Here is a 21,904-nt window from a genome sequence, read left to right as displayed (position 1 = left end):
GCCGTATCGCAGCATCGTTGGACCCGCGGCGGGCGCCCGCTCCGCCGCGCTTCGGCAGCGCCGCGGATTGGCGCCCGGTTTCCGGGTGGCAATTTGGCGGCGCTTGCCCGAATCAGTATTTCGCCCCTACAGTTCGTGCTTGTCATCCTCTCGTCGCTTGGAAGCCCCTATGCCCAATGCCTATAAACGCGTCCTCCTCAAACTTTCCGGCGAAGCGCTGATGGGCGACGATGCCTTCGGCATCAATCGCGCGACGATCGAGCGGATGGTGGCGGACGTCGCCGAGGTGGTGCGCCTCGGCACGCAGCTGGCCGTCGTGATCGGCGGCGGCAACATCTTCCGCGGCGTGGCGGGCGGCGCGGCCGGCATGGACCGCGCCACGGCCGACTACATGGGGATGCTGGCGACGATGATGAACGCGCTGGCGCTGCAGGACGCGATGCGCCACGCCGGTATCGAGGCGCGCGTGCAGTCGGCGCTGCGCATGGACCAGGTGGTGGAGCCGTACATCCGGCCCCGCGCGATCCGCCAGCTCGAGGAAGGCCGCGTGGTGATCTTCGCGGCCGGTACCGGCAACCCGTTCTTCACGACCGACACGGCCGCCGCGCTGCGCGGCTCGGAAGTGGGCGCGGAAGTGGTGCTGAAGGCCACCAAGGTGGACGGCGTCTACACCGCCGATCCGAAGAAGGATCCGTCGGCCACGCGCTATACCTCGATCAGCTTCGACGAGGCGATCGGCCGCAATCTGCAGGTGATGGACGCCACCGCCTTCGCGCTGTGCCGCGACCAGAAGCTGCCGATCCGGGTGTTCTCGATCAACAAGCCCGGTGCGCTCAAGCGTATCGTGCAGGGCGAGGACGAGGGTACGCTCGTCCACGTGTAAACTCACGCCGATACAGGCCTGGCATGACGCCGCCGGCGGGATGCCGGCCTGTGTCGTTTTGAAGGTTCGAAGGTTCGGAGGTTGAAATGAGTCACGCTGAAGTGAAGAAGGGCGTCGAGCAGAAGATGCAACGCTCGATCGAAGCGTTCAAGAACGATCTGGCAAAGATCCGTACCGGCCGCGCGCATACCGGCCTGCTCGATCACGTGCAGGTCGACTACTACGGCTCGATGGTGCCGATCTCGCAGGTCGCCAACCTGACGCTGGCCGATGCGCGCACGATCAGCGTGCAGCCTTGGGAAAAGCCGATGGTGGCGAAGGTCGAGAAGGCCATCCGCGAATCGGACCTGGGCCTGAACCCGGCAACCTCGGGCGATGCCATCCGCGTGCCGATGCCGGCGCTGACGGAAGAGCGCCGCCGCGAGCTGGCCAAGGTGGTCAAGAGCGAGGCCGAGACGGCCAAGGTGGCGGTACGCAACCTGCGTCGCGATGCCAACGAGCAGCTCAAGAAGCTGGTCAAGGACAAGGAAATCTCGGAAGACGACGAGCGCCGCGCCAGCGACGACGTCCAGAAGCTGACGGACAAGCACGTCGCCGAGATCGACAAGCTCGCGCAGACCAAAGAAGCCGAGATCATGACGGTCTGACGCGCGATGCGCGCGTCGCACTTTTTCCCTCGGTTACTGTCTCAGCGGCCATGACTTATACCAGCTCTACCGTTCGCGTGCCCGACGTCGCCGCCGTGCCACGTCATATCGCGATCATCATGGACGGCAACGGCCGTTGGGCCACCGAGCGCCGGCTGCCGCGCGTCGCGGGGCATACCCGCGGCGTCGACGCGGTGCGCTCGGTGGTGGAAGGGTGCGCGCGCGCCGGCGTCGAATACTTGACGCTGTTCGCCTTCAGCTCCGAGAACTGGCGCAGGCCGAACGACGAGGTGTCGTTCCTGATGCGCCTGTTCATCACCGCGCTCGAGCGCGAGGTCGGCAAGCTGCATGCGAACGGCATCCGCCTGCGTGTGGTCGGCGAGCTCGATCGCTTCGAACCCCGCATCCGCGAGCTGATCCGCCGCGCGGAAACCAAGACCGCGCGCAATACGCGCCTGACGCTGACCATCGCCGCGAACTACGGCGGCCGCTGGGACATCCTGCAGGCCACCAAGAAGCTGATCGCCGAGGCGGTGCGCGAGGGTCGCGAGCTCGAGGTCGACGAAACCGCCTTCGCGCAGCACCTGGCGATGGCCTACGCGCCCGAGCCGGACCTGTTCATCCGCACCGGCGGCGAGCAGCGCGTCAGCAATTTCCTGCTCTGGCAGCTCGCCTACACCGAATTCTATTTCACGGGCAAGTTCTGGCCCGATTTCGACGCCGCCGCGCTCGCCGATGCGCTGGCGTCGTACACCGATCGCGAACGCCGGTTTGGCCGGACGAGCGCGCAGCTCGAACCCCAGTCCCAGGACGTCGACTCCCTTTCATGCTGAAGACCCGTGTCATCACGGCGGTCGTGCTGCTGGCCATCCTGCTGCCAGTGACGCTGTTCGCGCCGCTCGCGGCATTCGGCGCGCTGATCGCCCTCGTGCTGGTATTCGCCGCCTGGGAATGGGCGCGCCTGCTCAAGCTCGGCGCGGCCGGCTCGGTGGTCTACGCGCTGGTGGCCGCGCTGGCGCTGGCCGCCAGCATGGGCCTGGGCGTCGGTTTCGCCCCCTCGCGCCCGCTGGTCGAGGCGGCCGGCGTGTTCTGGCTGCTGGCCGGCCCGTTCGCGCTGTGGCGCAAGCCCACGCTGGCCGCCGGCGCCTGGAAACCCTTCCTGCTGGCGGCTGGCCTGCTGGTCTTCGCGGCCTGCTGGCACGCCGTGGTGGCTGCGCGCGCGGCCGGCATCCCCTTCGTGCTGTCGATGCTGCTGGTCGTCTGGCTGGCCGATATAGGCGCATACTTCGCGGGCAAGGCCTTCGGCAGGCACAAGCTGGCCCCGTCGGTGAGCCCGGGCAAGACCTGGGAGGGCGCGGCAGGCGGCTGGCTGGCGGTGATGATCGTCGCGGGCCTGGCGATCGGCCTGCACGCGTTCGAGCCGACCCTGTTTTCAGCGCTCGCGCAGCGCTTCGGCGCGCCGGGCGCGTTCGCGGCACTGAGCCTGCTGGTCGCCTACAGCGTGATCGGCGACCTGTTCGAGTCCCTGCTCAAGCGGCAGGCCGGCGTGAAGGATTCGAGCGGACTGCTGCCGGGCCACGGCGGCGTGCTCGACCGGGTCGACGCGCTGCTGCCGGTGCTGCCGCTCGCGGTGCTGCTGCTCGGTTAATCACTAGATCTTCATCATGCAAAAACGCCTGACTATCCTGGGCTCGACGGGCTCGATCGGAGACAGCACGCTCGACGTCGTCGCGCGTCACCCGGACCGCTTCTCGGTCTATGCGCTGAGCGCGCACCGCAACGGCGACAAGCTCGTCGAGCAGTGCCTGAAGTTCCGGCCCGAAGTGGCCGTGGTCGGCTCGGCGGAAACCGCCGCTGCGGTCGAGGCCAAGCTGCGCGCGGCCGGTTGCCGTACCCAGGTCGCCCATGGCCCGGACGCGCTGGTCGAGATCGCCCGGGCCGACGGCTGCGATACGGTGGTCGCCGCGATCGTCGGCGCCGCCGGCCTGGCCTCGAGCCTGGCCGCCGCGCGCGCCGGCAAGCGCATCCTGCTGGCCAACAAGGAATCGCTGGTGATGTCGGGCTCGATCTTCATGGACGCGGTGCGCGACCATGGCGCGATCCTGCTGCCGGTCGACAGCGAGCACAACGCGATCTTCCAGTGCATGCCGCGCGACATCGCCGAGCACGGCGGCATCGCCAAGATCATCGTGACCGCCTCGGGCGGCCCGTTCCGCACCCGCGAGCCGGCCACCCTGGTCGACGTCACGCCGGACGAGGCCTGCAAGCACCCGAACTGGTCGATGGGCCGCAAGATCTCGGTGGATTCGGCCACCATGATGAACAAGGGCCTGGAGGTGATCGAGGCGCACTGGATCTTCGGCCTGCCGAGCCAGCGCATCGAGGTGCTGATCCATCCGCAGAGCGTGATCCATTCGCTGGTCTCGTACAAGGACGGCTCGGTGCTCGCGCAGCTGGGCAACCCCGACATGCGCACGCCGATCGCGCATGCGCTGGCCTTCCCGGAGCGCGTGGACGCCGGCGTCGCCCAGCTCGACCTGGCCCAGATTGCCACCCTGAACTTCGAGAAGCCGGACTTCCAGCGCTTCCCCTGCCTGGCCCTGGCGATCCAGGCGCTCGACGCGGGCGGAGTGGCCAGCACGGTGCTCAACGCCGCCAACGAGCTGGCGGTGGAGGCCTTCCTGGAGCGCCGGATCGGCTTCATGGATATCGCGAGCACGGTCGATACGGTGCTCAATCATCTGACGAATCGCGAGCCGGACGGTCTCGACGACGTGCTGGCGGCCGATGCCGAGGCGCGCCGCGAGGCCGCCGCGGTGATCGCGAAACTGCCTGTTCCGCGCGCGGAGCGCGTAGCCTGAGCGAGAGGGGCGCATGAACGTGCTGATCGAGCTGGTAGCGTTTGCAGTGGCGATCGGCGTGCTGGTCGTCGTCCACGAATACGGTCATTACAGCATCGCGCGCCTCTGCGGCGTGAAGGTGCTGCGTTTCTCGATCGGCTTCGGCACGGTGCTGGTGCGGCACACCAGTCGTCGCACCGGCACCGAATGGACGCTGTCGGCGCTGCCGCTGGGCGGCTACGTGAAGATGCTCGACGAGCGCGATCCGGGCCCCGAGGGCATCGCGCCGGCCGACCTGCCCCAGGCCTTCAACCGCCAGTCGGTGTGGAAGCGCATCGCGATCGTCGCGGCCGGGCCGATCGCCAACTTCCTGCTCGCGATCCTGCTGTTCTCCACGGTGTTCGCCACCGGCGTGACCGAGCCGGCGGCGGTGGTCGCGGCGCCGGCCGCCGACACGGTGGCCGCGCGCGCCGGCTTCGACGGCGGCGAAACCATCGTCTCGATCCGCGACGCGCAAGGCGGCGCGGCCGAGCCGGTGCGCTCCTGGTCGGACCTGCGCTGGAAGCTGCTCGGCGCGACCATCGACCATCGCCAGGTGATCCTGGGCGGCCGCACCGGCGGGGCGACCTACGATTTCCACGTCGACCTGGGCGGCTTCGACCAGCGCTCGGCCGACGACGACTACATGTCGAAGCTCGGCTTCGAGCCCGGCGGCGGGGCGCTGTCGATCTCGGCGGTCACGCCGGGCAGCGCGGCCGAGCAGGCCGGGCTGCAGCCGGGCGACCGCATCGTCGCGCTCGACGGCAAGCCGGTGATCGGCTCGGGTCGCTTCATCGACACAATCAAGTCGCATGCGGGCCGTCCGCTCGCGCTGCGGATCTCGCGCGGCGGCGTCGAGCGCACGCTGAGCATCGTGCCGCATGCGGAGCGCGATGCCACGCCCGGCGCGAACGGCGCGCAGGTCGGCCGGATCGGCGCGGCGCTGGCGATGCACACGCCCACCGTGGACGTGCGCTACGGCCTGCTCGAGAGCGCCGAGCTGGGCGTGCGCCGCACCTGGGGCATTTCGGTGTACTCGCTGAAGATGTTCGGGCGGATGCTGACCGGGGAGGCGTCGCTGAAGAACCTGTCGGGACCGGTGACCATCGCGGACTACGCGGGCAAGAGCGCGCGGCTCGGATTATCAGCCTTCCTGTCCTTTCTGGCGCTGGTCAGCATCAGTCTCGGCGTGCTGAACTTGCTGCCGATTCCGGTTTTGGACGGGGGGCATCTGTTATATTATCTGGTTGAAGCCGCGACCGGGAAGGCCGTTTCCGAGCGCTGGCAACTGATTCTGCAAAGAGCGGGGTTGATCTGCATCGTCGCGCTGTCGGCGATCGCGCTGTTCAACGATCTGTCTCGTTTAATCCATTCTTGAAGCGTCGGGCGAGGGCTGCGAGGGCCGTCGCCGGATCTGATGCAAGCTTAAATACTGGGGATGCACGTTGTTCAAACCTCATCGCTTCGTACCCAAGACTGTAGCCGCCGCGGCGCTCGCCGTGCACGGACTCGCAGCCCACGCGACGTCGCCGTTCGTCGTGCAGGATATCAAGATCGAGGGCTTGCAGCGTGTCGAAGCCGGTTCCGTGTTCGCCTACCTGCCGATCAAGCAGGGCGACACCTTCACGGACGACAAGGCATCCGAAGCAATCCGCGCGCTCTACGCGACGGGCTTCTTCAATGACGTGAAGATCGCTACCGAAGGCAGCGTGGTGATCGTGCAGGTGCAGGAGCGCCCGGCGATCTCGTCGATCGACTTCACCGGCATCAAGGAATTCGACAAGGACAACCTGACCAAGGCGCTGCGCGCGGTCGGCCTGTCGCAAGGCCGCTACTACGACAAGTCGCTGGTCGACAAGGCCGAGCAGGAACTGAAGCGCCAGTACCTCACGCGCGGCTACTACGCCGCCGAGGTCACCACCACCATCACGCCGGTCGACGCCAACCGCGTCTCGATCCTGTTCTCGGTGGCCGAGGGCCCGAGCGCCAAGATCCGCCAGATCAACTTCATCGGCAACAAGACCTTCAGCACCAGCACGCTGCGCAACGAGATGCAGCTGTCGACGCCGAACTGGTTCTCCTGGTACACCAAGAACGACCTGTACTCGAAGGAAAAGCTCACCGGCGACCTGGAAAACGTCCGCTCGTACTACCTGAATCGCGGCTACCTCGAATTCAACATCGATTCGACCCAGGTCTCGATCTCGCCCGACAAGAAGGACATGTACCTGACGCTCTCGCTGCACGAGGGCGAGCCGTACACGATCTCGAGCATCCAGCTCTCGGGCAACCTGCTGGATCGCCAGGCCGAGCTGCAGAAGCTGGTCAAGATCAAGGCCGGCGAGCGTTTCTCGGCCGAGAAGCTGCAGGCCACCACCAAGGCGATCGTCGACAAGCTCGGTGAATACGGTTACGCCTTCGCGACCGTCAACGCCCAGCCGAACATCGACCAGGCCTCGCACAAGGTGGCCCTGACGCTGGTGGTCGATCCGAGCCGCCGCGTCTACGTGCGCCGCATCAACGTGGTCGGCAACACCCGCACGCGCGACGAGGTGGTTCGCCGTGAAATGCGCCAGCTCGAGAGCTCGTGGTTCGATTCGAGCCGCCTCGCGCTGTCCAAGGATCGCGTCAACCGCCTGGGCTACTTCACCGACGTGGACGTCACCACGGTGCCGGTGGAAGGCACCAGCGACCAGGTCGACGTGAACGTGAAGGTGACCGAGAAGCCGACCGGCGCGATCACGCTGGGCGCGGGTTTCTCCTCGACCGACAAGGTGGTGCTGTCGGCCGGTATCTCGCAGGACAACGTGTTCGGCTCCGGCACCAGCCTGTCGGTGAACGTCAACACGGCGCGCAGCTACCGCACGCTGACGGTCACGCAGGTCGACCCGTACTTCACGGTGGACGGCATCAAGCGGATCACCGACGTGTTCTACCGCACCTACCAGCCGCTGTACTACTCGACCAATTCGAGCTTCCGGATCATCACGGCCGGTGGCGACATGAAGTTCGGCATCCCGTTCTCGGAAGTCGACACGGTGTTCTTCGGCGTGGGCTTCGAGCAGAACCGCCTCGATGTCGACGCGGATACGCCGCAGAGCTACCAGGATTACGTGCAGCAGTTCGGCCGCGTGTCGAACTCGGTGCCGCTGACCATCGGCTGGTCGCGCGACGCGCGTGACAGCGCGCTGATCCCGAGCCGCGGCTACTTCACCCAGGCCAATGCCGAATACGGCGCGCCGGTGGACAAGATCCAGTACTACAAGATGGACGTGCAGGCGCAGTACTACTACTCGTTCGCGCGCGGCTTCATCCTGGGCCTGAACTTCCAGGGCGGCTACGGCAACGGTATCGGCAACGCCTACCCGATCTTCAAGAACTACTACGCCGGCGGTATCGGCTCGGTGCGTGGCTACGAACCGAGCTCGCTCGGCCCGCGCGACTCGAAGACCAACGACCCGATCGGCGGTTCGAAGATGGTGGTCGGCAACATCGAGCTGACCTTCCCGCTGCCGGGCACCGGCTACGACCGCACGCTGCGCGTGTTCACCTTCTTCGACGGCGGTAACGTCTGGGGCAACGCGCCTGGCGGCACCAGCACCGGCGCGAACGGCCTGCGCTACGGCTACGGCGTGGGTCTGGCCTGGATCTCGCCGATCGGCCCGCTCAAGCTGAGCCTCGGTTTCCCGCTGCAGAAGCACGAAGGCGACCAGTACCAGAAATTCCAGTTCCAGATCGGGACCGCATTCTGATCGGAACCGCAACACCAAACGCATCGAGAGGGTAATTTTGCTAACCGGTAAGTTTTCGAAACGAGTGATGTGCGCGCTGGCGCTGTCCGCCGCGCTCGGCGCGACGGCCGCCCAGGCGCAGGACGTCGCTCGGATCGCGGCGGTCAATTCCGACCGGATCCTCCGCGAGTCCGCGCCGGCCAAGGCCGCGCAGACCAAACTCGAAGCCGAGTTCGCGAAGCGCGACAAGGACCTGCAGGACATGGCCGCGCGTCTCAAGTCGATGTCGGATTCGCTCGACAAGAACGGCCAGTCGCTGTCGGCCGCCGATCGTGCGCAAAAGCAGCGCGACCTGGCCCAGCTCGACACCGACTTCCAGCGCAAGCAGCGCGAGTTCCGCGAGGACCTCAACCAGCGCCGCAACGAGGAACTCGCCGCGGTGCTGGACAAGGCCAACAAGGTGATCAAGCAGATCGCCGAGCAGCAGAACTACGACCTGATCGTGCAGGAAGCGGTGTATGTCAGCCCGCGCATCGATATCACCGACAAGGTGCTGAAGGCGCTGGCCTCGCCCACCGGTTCGCTGAACTGAGGGAGCGCGCATGGCATTGACGCTAGACGAACTCGCCAAACGATTCGGCGGGGATATCGCCGGGGATCCGCAGTGCCAGGTCGGCGGCCTCGCGCCGCTGGACCAGGCCGGCCCGAACCAGCTCGCCTTCCTCGCCAATCCCAAGTACCTGTCCCAGGTCGAGACCACCCGCGCCGGCGCCGTGCTGATCGCGCCGCGCGACCTGGAGAAGCTCGGCGCGGCCGCCGAGGGCCGCAACTTCATCCTCACCCCGAATCCCTACGCCTATTTCGCGCGCGTCGCGCAGATGTTCATCGACCTGGCCGCGCCCAAGCGGCCTTCGGGCGTGCATTCGAGCGCGAACGTCGATCCCTCGGCGCAGGTCGCGGCCAGCGCCGTGATCGGCCCGAACGTGACGGTCGAGGCCGGCGCGGTGATCGGCGAGGGCGTGCGCCTGGACGCCAACGTGTTCGTGGGCGCCGGCACGAAGATCGGCGAAGGCTCCCGCCTGTACCCGAACGTGGTCGTCTATCACGGCTGCGATATCGGCGTGCGTGCGATCGTGCATTCGGGCGCCGTGATCGGCTCCGACGGCTTCGGCTTCGCGCCCGACTTCGTCGGCGAGGGCGAGGCGCGTACCGGCACCTGGGTCAAGATTCCGCAGGTCGGCGGCGTGAGGATCGGCCCCGACGTCGAGATCGGCGCGAACACCACGATCGATCGCGGCGCGATGGCCGACACGGTCATCGAGGAGTGCGTGAAGATCGACAACCTGGTGCAGATCGCCCACAACTGCCGGATCGGCGCCTATACCGTGATCGCCGGTTGCGCCGGCATCGCGGGCAGCACCAATATCGGCCGCCATTGCATGATCGGCGGCGCGGTCGGCATCGCCGGCCACGTCACGCTCGGCGACTACGTGATCGTCACGGCGCAGTCGGGCGTGTCGAAGTCGCTGCCGAAGGCCGGCATGTACACGAGCGCGTTCCCGGCCGTCGAGCACGGCGACTGGAACCGCAGCGCGGCGCTCGTCCGCAATCTCGACAAGCTGCGCGACCGCATTCGTTCGCTCGAGACCGCGCTGGCCGCGCGCAACGACGGACCCGCGCAGGACTGAAGGTCGAATCGGGCGCGACGGGCGGCTGAGACCAGCGGCCCGCGCGCGAGTCAGAGAGGGCCGCGCCGCCTGGGGCGGCCCCTATCAGCATTTGCAGTCACCACCGCGCAGCATTGCGTGAGACGAACCATCATGAGCATCGAACAAATCAATTTCGACATCCACAAGATCCTCACGCTGCTGCCGCATCGTTATCCGATTCTGCTCGTCGACCGCGTGCTCGAACTCACCCCGCACGAAAGCATCAAAGCCCTGAAGAACGTGACCATCAACGAGCCGTTCTTCCAGGGGCATTTCCCGCAGCGCCCGGTGATGCCGGGCGTGCTGATCATCGAGGCGCTGGCGCAGGCCGCGGCGCTGTTGACCTTCAGCGAGGAACAGCCGAAGGATCCGGGCAAGTCGCTGTACTACTTCGTCGGCATCGACGGCGCGCGCTTCAAGCGCGTGGTCGAGCCGGGCGACCAGCTGATCCTGAACGTGAAGTTCGAGCGCTACATCCGCGGCATCTGGAAGTTCAAGGCGACCGCCGAAGTCGACGGCAAGGTGGCCGCCGAGGCCGAACTGATGTGCACGGTGAAGTCGGCCGACGCCGCGCCCTGAGCGCCGCGCGCCATCACCACCGAGGCAGGACTGACCAAGAGAGGCAACCGCGCATGAGCAGGATCCATTCCACGGCCGTGATCGAGCCGGGCGCGCAGATCGACGAGAGCGTCGAGATCGGCCCGTACGCGATCGTCGGCCCGCACGTCACGATCGGCGCGCGCACCACCATCGGTTCGCACAGCGTGATCGAGGGGCACACCACGATCGGCGAGGACAACCGCATCGGCCATTACGCGTCGGTCGGCGGCCGTCCGCAGGACATGAAGTACAAGGACGAGCCCACCCGGCTCGTGATCGGCGATCGCAACACGATCCGCGAATTCACCACGATCCACACCGGCACCGTGCAGGACGCCGGCGTGACCACGCTCGGCGACGACAACTGGATCATGGCCTATGTCCACATCGGCCACGACTGCCGGGTCGGCAACCACGTGATCCTGTCGAGCAACGCGCAGATGGCGGGGCACGTCGAGATCGGCGACTGGGCCATCGTCGGCGGCATGTCGGGCGTGCACCAGTTCGTGAGGATCGGCGCGCACTCGATGCTGGGCGGCGCTTCGGCGCTGGTCCAGGACGTGCCGCCGTTCGTGATCTCGGCCGGCAACAAGGCCGTGCCGCATGGCATCAATGTCGAGGGCCTGCGTCGCCGCGGCTTCTCGGCCGAGGCGATCAGCGTGCTGCGCAGCGCCTACCGCGTGGTCTACAAGAGCGGCAAGACGCTCGACGAGGCCAAGGCGGAGCTGCGCGATATGGTCGAGGCGGGCGCGCAAGACGGGAAGGGCGGTGACGGCGTGACCGAGCTCAAGCAGTTCCTCGCCTTCATCGACGCCTCGCAACGCGGCATCATCCGCTGACACGATGGCGCTGACCTCGACTCCGCTGCGGCTCGCGTTGGTTGCCGGCGAGCCGTCGGGCGATCTGCTCGGCGCCTCGCTGCTGGGCGGGCTGCATGCGCGCCTGCCCGGTTCGGCGCATTACTACGGCATCGGCGGGCCGCGCATGATCGCCGCCGGCTTCGACTCGCACTGGCCGATGGACCGGCTGACCGTGCGCGGCTACGTCGAGGCGCTCAAGGAAATCCCCGGCATCCTGCGCATCCGCGGCGAGCTGAAACGCCAATTGCTGGCCGAGCGGCCCGACGTGTTCGTCGGCATCGACGCGCCCGACTTCAATTTCGGCGTCGAGCACTCGCTGCGCGAAGCCGGCATCCCGACCGTGCATTTCGTCTGCCCCTCGATCTGGGCCTGGCGCGGCGGCCGGATCAAGAAGATCGTCAAGTCGGTCGACCACATGCTGTGCCTGTTCCCGTTCGAACCGGCCCTGCTCGAGAAATCGGGCCTGGCCTCGACCTACGTGGGACATCCGCTGGCCGACGACATCCCGCTCGAACCCGATACGCGCGGCGCGCGCATCGCCCTCGGCCTGCCCGAGAGCGGGCCCGTGATCGCGGTGCTGCCGGGCAGCCGGCGTTCCGAGATCGGGCTGATCGGGCCCACCTTCTTCGCGGCGATGGCGCTGATGCACAAGCGCGAGCCCGGTGTGCGCTTCGTGATGCCGGCTGCCACGCCGGCGCTGCGCGAGTTGCTGCAACCGCTGGTGGATGCGCACCCGCAGTTGCCGCTGACGCTGACCGAAGGCCGCTCGCAGGTGGCCATGACGGCCGCCGACGCGATCCTCGTCAAGAGCGGCACCGTCACGCTGGAGGCGGCGCTGCTGAAGAAACCGATGGTGATCTCGTACAAGGTGCCCTGGCTGACCGGGCAGGTAATGCGTCGCCAGGGTTATCTGCCCTATGTCGGCCTGCCGAACATCCTGGCCGGGCGTTTCGTGGTGCCCGAGCTGCTGCAGCATTTCGCGACGCCCGAGGCGCTGGCCGACGCGACGCTCACGCAGCTGCGCGACGAAGCGAACCGCCGCACGCTGACCGAGATCTTCACCGAGATGCACCTGTCGCTGCGGCAGAACACGGCGGCGCGCGCCGCCGAGGCCATCGAGCGCGTGGTGGCGAGCCGGAAGCCGCGCGCATGAAGGCCGCCCGCACTCCGCGCGGCGCGGCGGCGGCCGTGATCGCGATCGACCAGTCGGGCTTCGACTTCGACGTGCCGGGCGAGATCGTCTGCGGCGTCGACGAAGCCGGGCGCGGGCCGCTGGCCGGCCCGGTGGTGGCGGCCGCGGTGATCCTCGATCCGGCGCGGCCTATCCTCGGTCTCGACGATTCCAAGGCGCTCAGCGCGAAGAAGCGCGAGCTTCTCTATCACGAGATCGTCGCGCATTCGCGCGCCTGGTGCGTCGCCTCGGCCAGCGTCGAGGAAATCGACACGCTCAACATCCTCCACGCGACCATGCTGGCGATGCGGCGCGCCGTGGAAGGCCTGTCGCTGCTGCCGACGCTGGCCAGGATCGACGGCAACCGCTGCCCGACGCTGAGCATCCGCAGCGAGGCGATCGTCGGCGGCGACGCGCTGGTGCCGAGCATCTCGGCCGCCTCGATCATCGCCAAGGTCACGCGCGACCGCCTGCTGGTGGACCTGCACGCGACCTTCCCGCATTACGGCTTCGACGTCCACGCCGGCTACGGCACGCCGAAGCACCTGGCCGCGCTGCGCGAGCACGGCCCCTGCGAGCATCACCGGCGCTCCTTCGCGCCGGTGCGCGAAGCGCTCCGAATCGAACGATGAAACTGATTACCTCGCGCGACAACCCGCTCTACAAACGCCTCAAGGCGCTGGCGGGCTCGACGCAGCAGCAACGCCGCGGCGCCCAGGCGCTGCTCGAAGGTCTCCATCTCGCCTCGGCCTATCTCGATGCGCGCGGCCAGCCCGAACTCTGCGTGGTCACCGACGGCGCGCTCTCGCATGACGAGACGCAGGCGATCGTGGCGCGCGTCGAGCCGCAGCGCGTGGTCTCGCTGCCCGATGCGCTGTTCGGCCAGTTGTCGAGCGTGGTCAACGGCATCGGCATGCTGCTGCTGGTCGAGCGGCCGGTCGCCGAACTGCCCGAGCGCGTCACGCGCACGTCCGTGGTGCTCGACGGCGTGCAGGATGCCGGCAATGTCGGCTCGATCCTGCGCAGCGCGGCCGCGGCCGGCGTGAGCCAGGTGTTCTGCATGCGCGGCACCGCCTATGCCTGGTCCTCGAAGGTGCTGCGCTCGGGCATGGGCGCGCATTTCCTGCTCGATATCCATGAAGACGTCGAGGCCGAGGCGCTGATCCCGCGCCTGGCGGTGCCGGTCGCGCTAACCGACTCGCACGGGGCGCAGGCGATCGACGACTGCGACCTGAAGGGACCGGTGGCCTGGGTCTTCGGCAACGAAGGGGCGGGCGTGTCGGCCGCCTGGCGCGAGGCGGCGGGCTTGCGCGTGACGATCCCGCAGCCCGGCGGCATGGAGTCGCTGAACGTGGCGGCCGCGGCGGCGGTCTGCTTGTTCGAGCAGTGCCGGCAGCAACGCAAGCGTTGATGCGCTGAGCGGGAAGGACGGAAGGGAATCACCAAGGCGGCGGCGCGATGCGAATCGCGTCGCCGCTTTCTTATGCGCGCTCAGTAGGAGAGCCGATCGAGCTTGATTTCCTGCAGGATGGTGGTGGCGATTTCCTCGATCGACTTGTGCGTCGACGACAGCCAACTGATCCCTTCGCGGCGCATCATCGCCTCGGCCTCGTTGATCTCGTAGCGGCAGTTCTCGGGCGAGGCGTACTTGCTGCCCGGGCGCCGCTCGTTGCGGATCTCCGAGAGCCGCTGCGGGTCGATCGACAGCCCGAACAGCTTCTCGCGATGCTTGGAGAGCTCGCCGGGCAGCTTGCCGCGCTCGAAATCCTCGGGGATCAGCGGATAGTTCGCCGCCTTCACGCCGTACTGCATCGCCAGGTAGAGGCTGGTCGGCGTCTTGCCGCTGCGCGACACGCCCACCAGGATCACGTCGGCCTCGGCCAGGTTGCGATCGGACTGGCCGTCGTCGTGCGCGAGCGAGAAGTTGATGGCCTCGATCCGCGTCTTGTATTCCTCGGTATCGGCGTTCTGGTGGCCGCGGCCCATAGCATGGGTCGACTTCAGCTGCAGTTCCTGCTCGAGTGGCTCGACGAAGCGCTGGAACATGTCGAGCACCAGCGCGTTCGAGCGCTTGACGATTTCGTTGGATTCGCTGTCGACCAGGGTGGTGAACACGATCGGCCGGCGGCCCTCGAGCTGCGCTGCGTCGTTGATCTTCTGCACCGTCAGGTAGGCCTTGTCGGGCGAGTCGACGAAGGGCACGCGCACGTGCCGGAATTTCTGGTCGAACTGGGACAGGATCGAATGCGCGAAGGTTTCGGCGGTGATCCCGGTGCCGTCGGAGACGATGAAAACGGTAGGAAGCATGAAGAATCGGGGCAGACGTGCGTGGCGCGGTGGCGGCCTCGAGCGGGCCGGAAGCGGCCATTCTAGCAGGGCGTCCGCGCCGCGCTTGCGCCCCGGCGCGGCCTTGCCGGCGCGCTTGGAGGCGGCGATCGACGCCGGTTCGTCACAGCGGCGGGCCGGCAGGGTAGAATAGCGGCCAACCTGTTGGATAAGCCGTTGCGAAAAGACGTCATGTTCCCGTCTTTTTTACCGACACTGGCTTGAGTTCCCGGCAAATAGGGCGATTTGTCTGCTATTTCGTCCTTCTGCCGGGATTTTTACAAGCTGCGTCGGCTGTTGCGACCGCTTATCCAACAGGTCGTGCGATGCGCGCCACCGCTTCCTACAGGCGGCCGCGCCCGAGCCCAATCGCCCGATCGTGAATTTTTTTCACACTTAGGGGCTTGTATGACTAACGCAGCAAACGTCGCAAAGGACCAGGCGTATGTAATCCCGTTCGAGCAGTTGCGGATGACCGATGTCGAGATCGTCGGGGGCAAGAATGCTTCCCTCGGCGAGATGATCAGCCAGCTTTCCGAAGCTGGCGTTCGCGTACCCACGGGTTTCGCGACCACGGCGCTGGCTTTCCGCGACTTCCTCGCCCACAACGATCTCACCGAACGCATCGCGAAACGCCTCGAGTCGCTCGATATCGACGACGTGAAGGCGCTCGCCGTCGCGGGCGCGGAGATCCGCAAGTGGATCGTCGACGCGCCGCTGCAGCCGCGTCTCGAAGCCGAAATCCGTGAACAGTTCGTGGTGCTCTGCCAGAGCTCGCCCGAGGAACTGTCGTTCGCGGTCCGTTCCTCGGCCACCGCGGAAGACCTTCCCGACGCTTCGTTCGCCGGCCAGCAGGAGTCCTACCTCAACGTGGTGGGCATCGAGGACGTGCTCGACCGCATGAAGCACGTGTTCGCCTCGCTCTACAACGATCGCGCCATTTCCTATCGCGTCCACAAGGGCTTCACGCACGCCGAGGTCGCGCTGTCGGCCGGCGTGCAGCGCATGGTCCGCTCCGACGTGGGCGCGGCCGGCGTGATGTTCACGATCGACACCGAATCGGGCTTCAAGGACGCGGTGTTCGTCACCTCGAGCTACGGCCTGGGCGAGACCGTGGTGCAGGGCGCCGTGAATCCGGACGAGTTCTACGTCTTCAAGACCACGCTCGCGCAGGACAAGTACCCGATCATCCGCCGCTCGATCGGCTCCAAGCTGATCAAGATGGAGTTCACGCAGCCGGGCGAGCCGGGCCGCGTGAAGACGGTCGACGTGCCGGGCGAGCAGCGCAACCGCTACTCGATCACCGACGAGGACGTGATCGAGCTGGCGCGTTATGCCGTGATCATCGAGAAGCACTACCAGCGCCCGATGGACATCGAGTGGGGCAAGGACGGCCGCGACGGCAAGATCTTCATCCTGCAGGCGCGCCCGGAAACCGTGAAGAGCCAGGCCAGCGGCAAGGCCGAGCAGCGCTTCAAGCTCAAGGGGCAGTCGCAGGTGCTGGCTACCGGCCGCGCGATCGGCCAGAAGATCGGCGCCGGCCCGGTGCGCGTGATCCAGGATCCGTCCGAGATGGAACGCGTGCAGCCCGGCGACGTGCTGGTAGCCGACATGACCGACCCGAACTGGGAACCGGTGATGAAGCGCGCCTCGGCGATCGTCACGAATCGCGGCGGGCGGACCTGCCACGCGGCGATCATCGCGCGCGAGCTGGGCGTGCCGGCCGTGGTCGGCTGCGGCGACGCCACCGAGATCCTCAAGGACGGCGCGCTGGTCACGGTGTCCTGCGCCGAGGGCGACGAAGGCAAGATCTACGACGGCCTGCTCGAAACCGAAGTGACCGAGGTCCAGCGCGGCGAACTGCCGTCGATCCCGGTCAAGATCATGATGAACGTGGGCAACCCGCAGCTCGCCTTCGACTTCTCGCAGTTGCCGAACGCCGGTGTCGGCCTGGCGCGCCTGGAGTTCATCATCAACAACAACATCGGCGTGCACCCGAAGGCGATCCTCGAGTACCCGAACATCGATTCGGACCTCAAGAAGGCGGTCGAGAGCGTCGCGCGCGGCCATGCCTCGCCGCGTGCGTTCTACGTCGACAAGCTGACCGAGGGCATCGCCACGATCGGCGCGGCCTTCTATCCGAAGCCCGTGATCGTGCGCCTGTCCGACTTCAAGTCGAACGAGTACAAGAAGCTGATCGGCGGTTCGCGCTACGAGCCGGACGAGGAAAACCCGATGCTGGGCTTCCGCGGCGCCTCGCGCTACATCGCCGACGACTTCGCCCAGGCCTTCGAGATGGAATGCCTCGCGCTCAAGCGCGTGCGCGACGAGATGGGCCTGACCAACGTCGAGATCATGGTGCCCTTCGTGCGTACCGTGAAGCAGGCGGAGCGCGTGGTCGGCCTGCTGGCCAAGTACGGCCTGAAGCGCGGCGAGAACGGCCTGCGCCTGATCATGATGTGCGAGGTGCCCTCGAACGCGATCCTGGCCGAGCAGTTCCTGGAGCACTTCGACGGCTTCTCGATCGGCTCGAACGACCTGACCCAGCTCACGCTGGGCCTGGACCGCGACTCGGGCATGGAGCTGCTGGCGGTGGACTTCGACGAGCGCGACCCGGCCGTCAAGTTCATGCTCAAGCGCGCGATCGACACCTGCCGCAAGCTCGACAAGTACGTCGGCATCTGCGGCCAGGGCCCGTCCGATCACCCGGACTTCGCGCAATGGCTGACCGAGGAAGGCATCCTGTCGATCTCGCTGAACCCCGACACGGTGATCGACACCTGGCAGGCGCTGGCCAAGACGCAGAAGTAAGCCGTCGTTGAGATCGGTGGCGCGACATCGTCGCCGCTCACCGATTCGGGCACGTCTCTGTGCTATAAACACCCCGGTAGCTACCGGGGTGTTTTCGTTTGGGAGATCGCGATGCTGTCAGGCCAACTGATCTGGTGGATCGGCGTGGGAGTGCTGGTGGTCGCCGAGCTGATGACGGGCACGTTCTACCTGCTAATGGTGGCGATCGGTTTCGTCGCCGGCGGCCTGGTGCATCTGGCGGGCGGCCCGCCGCATCTGCAACTGGCAGCGGCGGCCGTGGTCGCGCTGGTGCTGCTGGTGGTCCTGCGCCGCTCGCGCTTCGGCAGCCGGCAGAAGCGCGACGCCTCGGCCAATCCCGACATCAATCTCGACATCGGCGCGACGCTGACGGTCGAGCATTGGCAGGACGGCCGGGCCCGCGTGCCGTATCGCGGGGCCGACTGGGACGTCGAACTCGCCGCCGGCGAGCGCGACGATGCGCAGCTTTACGAGGTGCGCGCGTTACGGGGAAATTGCCTGGTCGTGGTCGCGAAGTCCCGGGGCTGAGAGCCCGTCGCGATACTTCGATCTGCCAACAAAACAAGGAGGCTGGTTCATGGATGCGCTGATTTTCTGGGCGGTATTGCTTGTCATCGTGTTCGTCGTGCTGTCGAGGACGGTCAAGATCGTGCCGCAACAACATGCCTGGGTGCTGGAGCGCTTCGGCCGCTACCACGCCACGCTGTCGCCGGGCCTCAATATCGTGCTGCCCTTCGTCGATCGCATCGCCTACCGGCATCTGCTGAAGGAAATCCCGCTCGACGTGCCGAGCCAGATCTGCATCACGCGCGACAACACGCAGCTGCAGGTGGACGGCGTGCTGTATTTCCAGGTGACCGATCCAATGAAGGCGTCCTACGGGTCCAGCAACTTCATCCTGGCGATCACGCAGCTCTCGCAGACCATGCTGCGTTCGGTGATCGGCAAGCTCGAACTCGACAAGACCTTCGAGGAACGCGACTTCATCAACCACAGCATCGTCTCGGCGCTCGACGAGGCGGCCTCGAACTGGGGCGTGAAGGTGCTGCGCTACGAAATCAAGGATCTCACGCCGCCCAAGGAAATCCTCCACGCGATGCAGGCGCAGATCACGGCCGAGCGCGAGAAGCGGGCCCTGATCGCCGCCTCGGAAGGGCGCAAGCAGGAGCAGATCAATATCGCGGCCGGCGCGCGCGAATCGGCGATCCAGAAATCGGAAGGTGAGCGCCAGGCCGCCATCAACCAGGCGCAGGGCGAGGCCGCCGCGATCCTGGCGGTGGCCGAGGCCAATGCGCAGGCGATCCAGAAGATCGCGCAGGCGATCCAGTCGCAGGGCGGCATGGATGCCGTGAACCTGAAGGTGGCCGAGCAATACGTGAGCGCCTTCGGCAATCTCGCCAAGCAGGGCAATACGCTGATCGTGCCGTCGAACCTGTCCGACCTGAGCACGGCGATTGCTTCGGCGCTGAGCATCGTCAAGCGCGGCGGCGCGACGCCGGCTCCCAAGGTTTGAGCCGCGGCGCCTGTCGGCGGCAATTCGGGCGGCCTCGGCCGCCCGATTCGTCTGATCCAAGAAAATGGCCCGCATGCGCGGGCCATTTGTCGTTGCGGTGCTGATGGAGCGGGTGGCGGGGGCGTTCAGCTGCGCGCGCCGTCGCGCATGATGCGCGCCTTCTCGCGTTCCCAGTCGCGCTTTTTCTCGGTTTCGCGCTTGTCGTGCAGCTTCTTGCCCTTGGCCAGGCCGATCTCGCATTTGACGCGGCCGCCCTTGTAGTGGAAGTTCAGCGGCACCAGCGTGTAGCCGCGCTGCTCGACCTTGCCGATCAGCTTCTTGATCTCCTCACGGTGCAGCAGTAGCTTGCGCGTGCGTACCGGATCGGGCTTGATGTGGGTCGAAGCCTCGGGCAGCGGGCTGATGTGGGTGCCGATCAGGAAGATCTCGGCGTTCTTGACGATCACATAGCCTTCCTTGATCTGGCCGCGGCCGGCGCGCAGGGCCTTGACCTCCCATCCCTCCAGCACGAGCCCTGCTTCGTAGCGTTCTTCGATGTGGTAGTCGAAGAATGCCTTTCTGTTGTCTATGATGCTCATGAAAGGAATTGGCCAACTCGTTTAAAATCGCGATTTTAGCAAAGCGGGGCGCAGTTGGCCCTGCTCGGCCCCCACTCTTGATGCCGCGAGATTTATGGCAGATGTCCACAAAACCGTATTGATCCGCCATTCGGCGGAACAGATGTTCGACCTCGTGACCGACGTGGCCGACTACCCGAACTTCCTGCCCTGGTGCGGCGGCATCGAGATCCGGCGCCAGGACGAGACCGGCATGGAGGCGCGGATCGACATCAACTTCAAGGGCATTCGGCAGCACTTCGCGACCCGCAACACCCAGGAGCGGCCGCACCGGATCGACATGGAGTTCGCCGACGGCCCGTTCAAGAAGTTCACGGGCTACTGGCGCTTCACGCCGCTGCGCGCCGATGCCTGCAAGATCGAGTTCGCGCTGCACTACGAATTCACCAGCGTGATCCTGGAAAAGATCATCGGCCCGGTGTTCAGCCATATCGCCAACACCTTCGTCGATTCGTTCGTGAAGCGCGCGGACCAGCGCTACGGCAAGGGCTGATCATGCTGCGTGTCCAGGTGTGTTACGCGCTTTCGTCCTGCCAGACGCTGCTCGACGTGGAATTGCCGGACAGCGCCACGGTGCGCGACGCGATCGAGGCGAGCGGGATCGTCGGGCTGCATCCCGACATCGACATCTCGGTGGCCAAGACGGGCGTGTTCGGCAAGCTCGCGCCGCTCGACGCGCCGCTGCACGAAGGCGATCGCGTCGAGATCTACCGGCCGCTGATCGTCGACCCGAAGGCGGCGCGCCAGCGCCGCGTCGACAAGACCCGCCGCGAAGGCTCGGTCGAGGGCCGCAAGTGGCTGCCCAAGGATTCGCGCTGAGCTGAGCGCCGCACGACGGCCGCGCGCTTGGCGACTGCGCGGCGCGATTCCGTCCGACGAGAGCCGGCTCGCACATGGGCGCGGCAACCTCCTCTCGTCACCGTCATCCTGTCCCGATTTTTCGACCTGGCTGCCGCTGGCGTTTTAATGCGCCGGCCGGCGGGCTTCGCCCGGCTGCTGCTCCAGATCCGGGCTGCCCGGGCCGGCCGGCGGCGCGGTATCGCCATGCTGGCGCACCGCGCCATAAACGCCGGCCAGCAGCAGCGCCAGCGCGGCGATTTCCAGCCCGCGCGGCAGGCGCGCCTCGAACACGAAGCCATACAGCATCGCGAAGACCGTCTCGAACACGATCAACTGGCCCGTCAGCGTGAGCGGCAAGCGCTTGGAGGCCGCATTCCACAGACCATTGCCGAGCCAGGACGCGCCGATCGCCAGGCCGAGATTGAGCAGCCAGAACAGCGGCCAGCCGCCCGCGGCCGGCATCGAGACGCTGCCGGCCGGCAGCACGGCCAGCACCAGCCAGGCCAGCGCGCCGACCAGCCCCGTCACGATCCCCCACAGCGCCGACCATTCGTTGCCGTCGAAATGATGATGGCGCCGCAGGTAACGCGCGTTGGCCACCGCGTACCAGGTCCAGCTCGCCAGCGCGCCGGTGGCGCAGGCGATGCCGGCCAGCTTGTCGGCGGTGGAGGTGGCCTGGGCCGCGCTCGAGGTGAACAGGTCGATATTGATCGCGGCGATGCCGGCGGCGACCAGGGCGAGCGGCAGCGCGAGCCGGCGCAGCGGCACCGCGTCGGCGTCGCGCAGGCCGGCGAAGGTGACCGTGACGGGCAGCACGCCGACGATCAGCGAGGTGGGGGCGATGCCGATCAGGTGCACCGCGCTGGACAGCAGCATGTAGTAGCCGAGGTTGCCGACGATCGCGAGCTGCACCAGGGCGACCAGGTCGGCGCGCGTGAGCCGGGCCAGCAGCGAGCGCGCCGTCGGCAGCGCCACCAGCGCCGAAACCAGCCCGTACATGGTGTAGCGCCCGGCGCTGAGCACCAGCGGCGAGATATCGGCCAGCAGCCTGGGCACCAGGAACACCATGCCCCACAGGGCGCCGGCCAGAACGCCGTACAGGACTCCGCGCTGCATCATCACTTCCTTCCTTGTCTTGCCGAACCGGCTGAAAAATCAGAACGAGGCGCATCGTAGCTGCCGGGCAGGGCCTCTGTCTTGTCGAATCCTGCATACCAGGGCGGGCCGGGCGGCCAAAATCGTATGCAGATACATCAATACCCTTAGGCGACGGCGGGTTTTTCGGGCCTCGTTTCGGCCC

At 66.8% G+C, this 21,904-nt stretch carries 22 protein-coding genes; 19 read left to right on the top strand and 3 right to left on the bottom strand.

Going from position 1 to position 21,904, the window contains the following annotated elements; all coding sequences use genetic code 11:
* The first annotated feature begins 169 nt into the window (after positions 1-169).
* The 14 genes from pyrH (at position 170) to F3J18_RS02680 (ending at position 13,891) form a co-directional block, all read left to right on the top strand.
* Complete coding sequence (pyrH, locus tag F3J18_RS02745) at positions 170-883, top strand: UMP kinase (RefSeq protein WP_025096629.1); 714 nt, start codon at positions 170-172, stop codon at positions 881-883.
* A gap of 86 nt (positions 884-969) precedes the next feature.
* Entirely contained in the window at positions 970-1,530 is a 561-nt protein-coding gene (gene frr, locus F3J18_RS02740; protein WP_025096630.1) for a ribosome recycling factor, read from the top strand.
* Between the two features lie 50 nt (positions 1,531-1,580).
* Positions 1,581-2,363, top strand: a complete 783-nt coding sequence (gene uppS / locus F3J18_RS02735; protein WP_025096631.1) for a polyprenyl diphosphate synthase — start codon at positions 1,581-1,583, stop codon at positions 2,361-2,363.
* Positions 2,357-3,178, top strand: a complete 822-nt coding sequence (locus tag F3J18_RS02730; RefSeq protein WP_166911212.1) for a phosphatidate cytidylyltransferase — start codon at positions 2,357-2,359, stop codon at positions 3,176-3,178. Before uppS ends, F3J18_RS02730 begins: the two co-directional genes overlap by 7 nt.
* A gap of 16 nt (positions 3,179-3,194) precedes the next feature.
* Positions 3,195-4,391: a 1-deoxy-D-xylulose-5-phosphate reductoisomerase gene (locus F3J18_RS02725; RefSeq protein WP_166911210.1), complete on the top strand. Its 1,197-nt coding sequence runs from the start codon at positions 3,195-3,197 to the stop codon at positions 4,389-4,391.
* Positions 4,392-4,404: 13 nt separating this feature from the next.
* Positions 4,405-5,787 carry an RIP metalloprotease RseP gene (gene rseP / locus F3J18_RS02720; protein ID WP_166911208.1) on the top strand — a complete coding sequence of 461 codons (1,383 nt, stop codon included), beginning with the start codon at positions 4,405-4,407 and terminating at the stop codon, positions 5,785-5,787.
* Positions 5,788-5,854: 67 nt separating this feature from the next.
* Entirely contained in the window at positions 5,855-8,161 is a 2,307-nt protein-coding gene (gene bamA / locus F3J18_RS02715; RefSeq protein ID WP_025096635.1) for an outer membrane protein assembly factor BamA, read from the top strand.
* A gap of 67 nt (positions 8,162-8,228) precedes the next feature.
* Entirely contained in the window at positions 8,229-8,732 is a 504-nt protein-coding gene (locus F3J18_RS02710) for an OmpH family outer membrane protein (protein WP_029949180.1), read from the top strand.
* A 10-nt stretch (positions 8,733-8,742) separates the two neighbouring features.
* The gene (gene lpxD / locus F3J18_RS02705) at positions 8,743-9,828 is read left to right on the top strand and encodes a UDP-3-O-(3-hydroxymyristoyl)glucosamine N-acyltransferase (protein ID WP_166911206.1); all 1,086 of its coding nucleotides are present in this window, start codon (positions 8,743-8,745) and stop codon (positions 9,826-9,828) included.
* A 132-nt stretch (positions 9,829-9,960) separates the two neighbouring features.
* The gene (fabZ, locus tag F3J18_RS02700) at positions 9,961-10,428 is read left to right on the top strand and encodes a 3-hydroxyacyl-ACP dehydratase FabZ (RefSeq protein WP_013698504.1); all 468 of its coding nucleotides are present in this window, start codon (positions 9,961-9,963) and stop codon (positions 10,426-10,428) included.
* A 53-nt stretch (positions 10,429-10,481) separates the two neighbouring features.
* The gene (lpxA, locus tag F3J18_RS02695; protein WP_166911204.1) at positions 10,482-11,288 is read left to right on the top strand and encodes an acyl-ACP--UDP-N-acetylglucosamine O-acyltransferase; all 807 of its coding nucleotides are present in this window, start codon (positions 10,482-10,484) and stop codon (positions 11,286-11,288) included.
* A 4-nt stretch (positions 11,289-11,292) separates the two neighbouring features.
* Positions 11,293-12,462, top strand: a complete 1,170-nt coding sequence (gene lpxB / locus F3J18_RS02690; RefSeq protein ID WP_025096638.1) for a lipid-A-disaccharide synthase — start codon at positions 11,293-11,295, stop codon at positions 12,460-12,462.
* Positions 12,459-13,112, top strand: coding sequence for a ribonuclease HII (rnhB, locus tag F3J18_RS02685; protein WP_166911202.1), 654 nt, complete (start codon positions 12,459-12,461; stop codon positions 13,110-13,112). The genes lpxB and rnhB overlap by 4 nt, the downstream gene beginning before the upstream one ends.
* Positions 13,109-13,891: an RNA methyltransferase gene (locus F3J18_RS02680; protein ID WP_166911200.1), complete on the top strand. Its 783-nt coding sequence runs from the start codon at positions 13,109-13,111 to the stop codon at positions 13,889-13,891. Before rnhB ends, F3J18_RS02680 begins: the two co-directional genes overlap by 4 nt.
* 80 nt (positions 13,892-13,971) lie before the next feature.
* On the opposite strand, the gene F3J18_RS02675 is transcribed toward F3J18_RS02680, so the two are convergent.
* Positions 13,972-14,787 carry a pyruvate, water dikinase regulatory protein gene (locus tag F3J18_RS02675; RefSeq protein ID WP_013698499.1) on the bottom strand — a complete coding sequence of 272 codons (816 nt, stop codon included), beginning with the start codon at positions 14,785-14,787 and terminating at the stop codon, positions 13,972-13,974.
* A gap of 426 nt (positions 14,788-15,213) precedes the next feature.
* Here F3J18_RS02675 and ppsA point away from each other — a divergent pair, with 426 nt between their 5' ends.
* The 3 genes from ppsA (at position 15,214) to F3J18_RS02660 (ending at position 19,147) form a co-directional block, all read left to right on the top strand.
* Positions 15,214-17,616, top strand: coding sequence for a phosphoenolpyruvate synthase (gene ppsA / locus F3J18_RS02670; protein WP_013698498.1), 2,403 nt, complete (start codon positions 15,214-15,216; stop codon positions 17,614-17,616).
* Positions 17,617-17,727: 111 nt separating this feature from the next.
* Positions 17,728-18,162 carry an NfeD family protein gene (locus F3J18_RS02665; RefSeq protein ID WP_166911198.1) on the top strand — a complete coding sequence of 145 codons (435 nt, stop codon included), beginning with the start codon at positions 17,728-17,730 and terminating at the stop codon, positions 18,160-18,162.
* A 49-nt stretch (positions 18,163-18,211) separates the two neighbouring features.
* Complete coding sequence (locus F3J18_RS02660) at positions 18,212-19,147, top strand: stomatin-like protein (protein WP_013698496.1); 936 nt, start codon at positions 18,212-18,214, stop codon at positions 19,145-19,147.
* Between the two features lie 125 nt (positions 19,148-19,272).
* On the opposite strand, the gene smpB is transcribed toward F3J18_RS02660, so the two are convergent.
* Entirely contained in the window at positions 19,273-19,725 is a 453-nt protein-coding gene (gene smpB / locus F3J18_RS02655) for an SsrA-binding protein SmpB (protein ID WP_013698495.1), read from the bottom strand.
* Positions 19,726-19,819: 94 nt separating this feature from the next.
* Here smpB and F3J18_RS02650 point away from each other — a divergent pair, with 94 nt between their 5' ends.
* Complete coding sequence (locus F3J18_RS02650; RefSeq protein ID WP_013698494.1) at positions 19,820-20,257, top strand: type II toxin-antitoxin system RatA family toxin; 438 nt, start codon at positions 19,820-19,822, stop codon at positions 20,255-20,257.
* 2 nt (positions 20,258-20,259) lie between these two features.
* Positions 20,260-20,583 (top strand): RnfH family protein, encoded by a 324-nt coding sequence (locus F3J18_RS02645; RefSeq protein WP_025096643.1) that lies wholly within the window; start codon positions 20,260-20,262, stop codon positions 20,581-20,583.
* Between the two features lie 144 nt (positions 20,584-20,727).
* Here the strand turns inward: F3J18_RS02645 and F3J18_RS02640 are convergent, their stop codons facing one another.
* Positions 20,728-21,720: a DMT family transporter gene (locus F3J18_RS02640; RefSeq protein WP_166911232.1), complete on the bottom strand. Its 993-nt coding sequence runs from the start codon at positions 21,718-21,720 to the stop codon at positions 20,728-20,730.
* Positions 21,721-21,904 lie beyond the last annotated feature (184 nt).

Source organism: Burkholderia sp. Ax-1720 (assembly GCF_011753035.1).
Classification (GTDB): domain Bacteria; phylum Pseudomonadota; class Gammaproteobacteria; order Burkholderiales; family Burkholderiaceae; genus Burkholderia; species Burkholderia gladioli.
The sequence above is the reverse complement of the archived record's forward strand: the minus strand, read 5'-3'. Positions and strand labels throughout refer to the sequence as shown.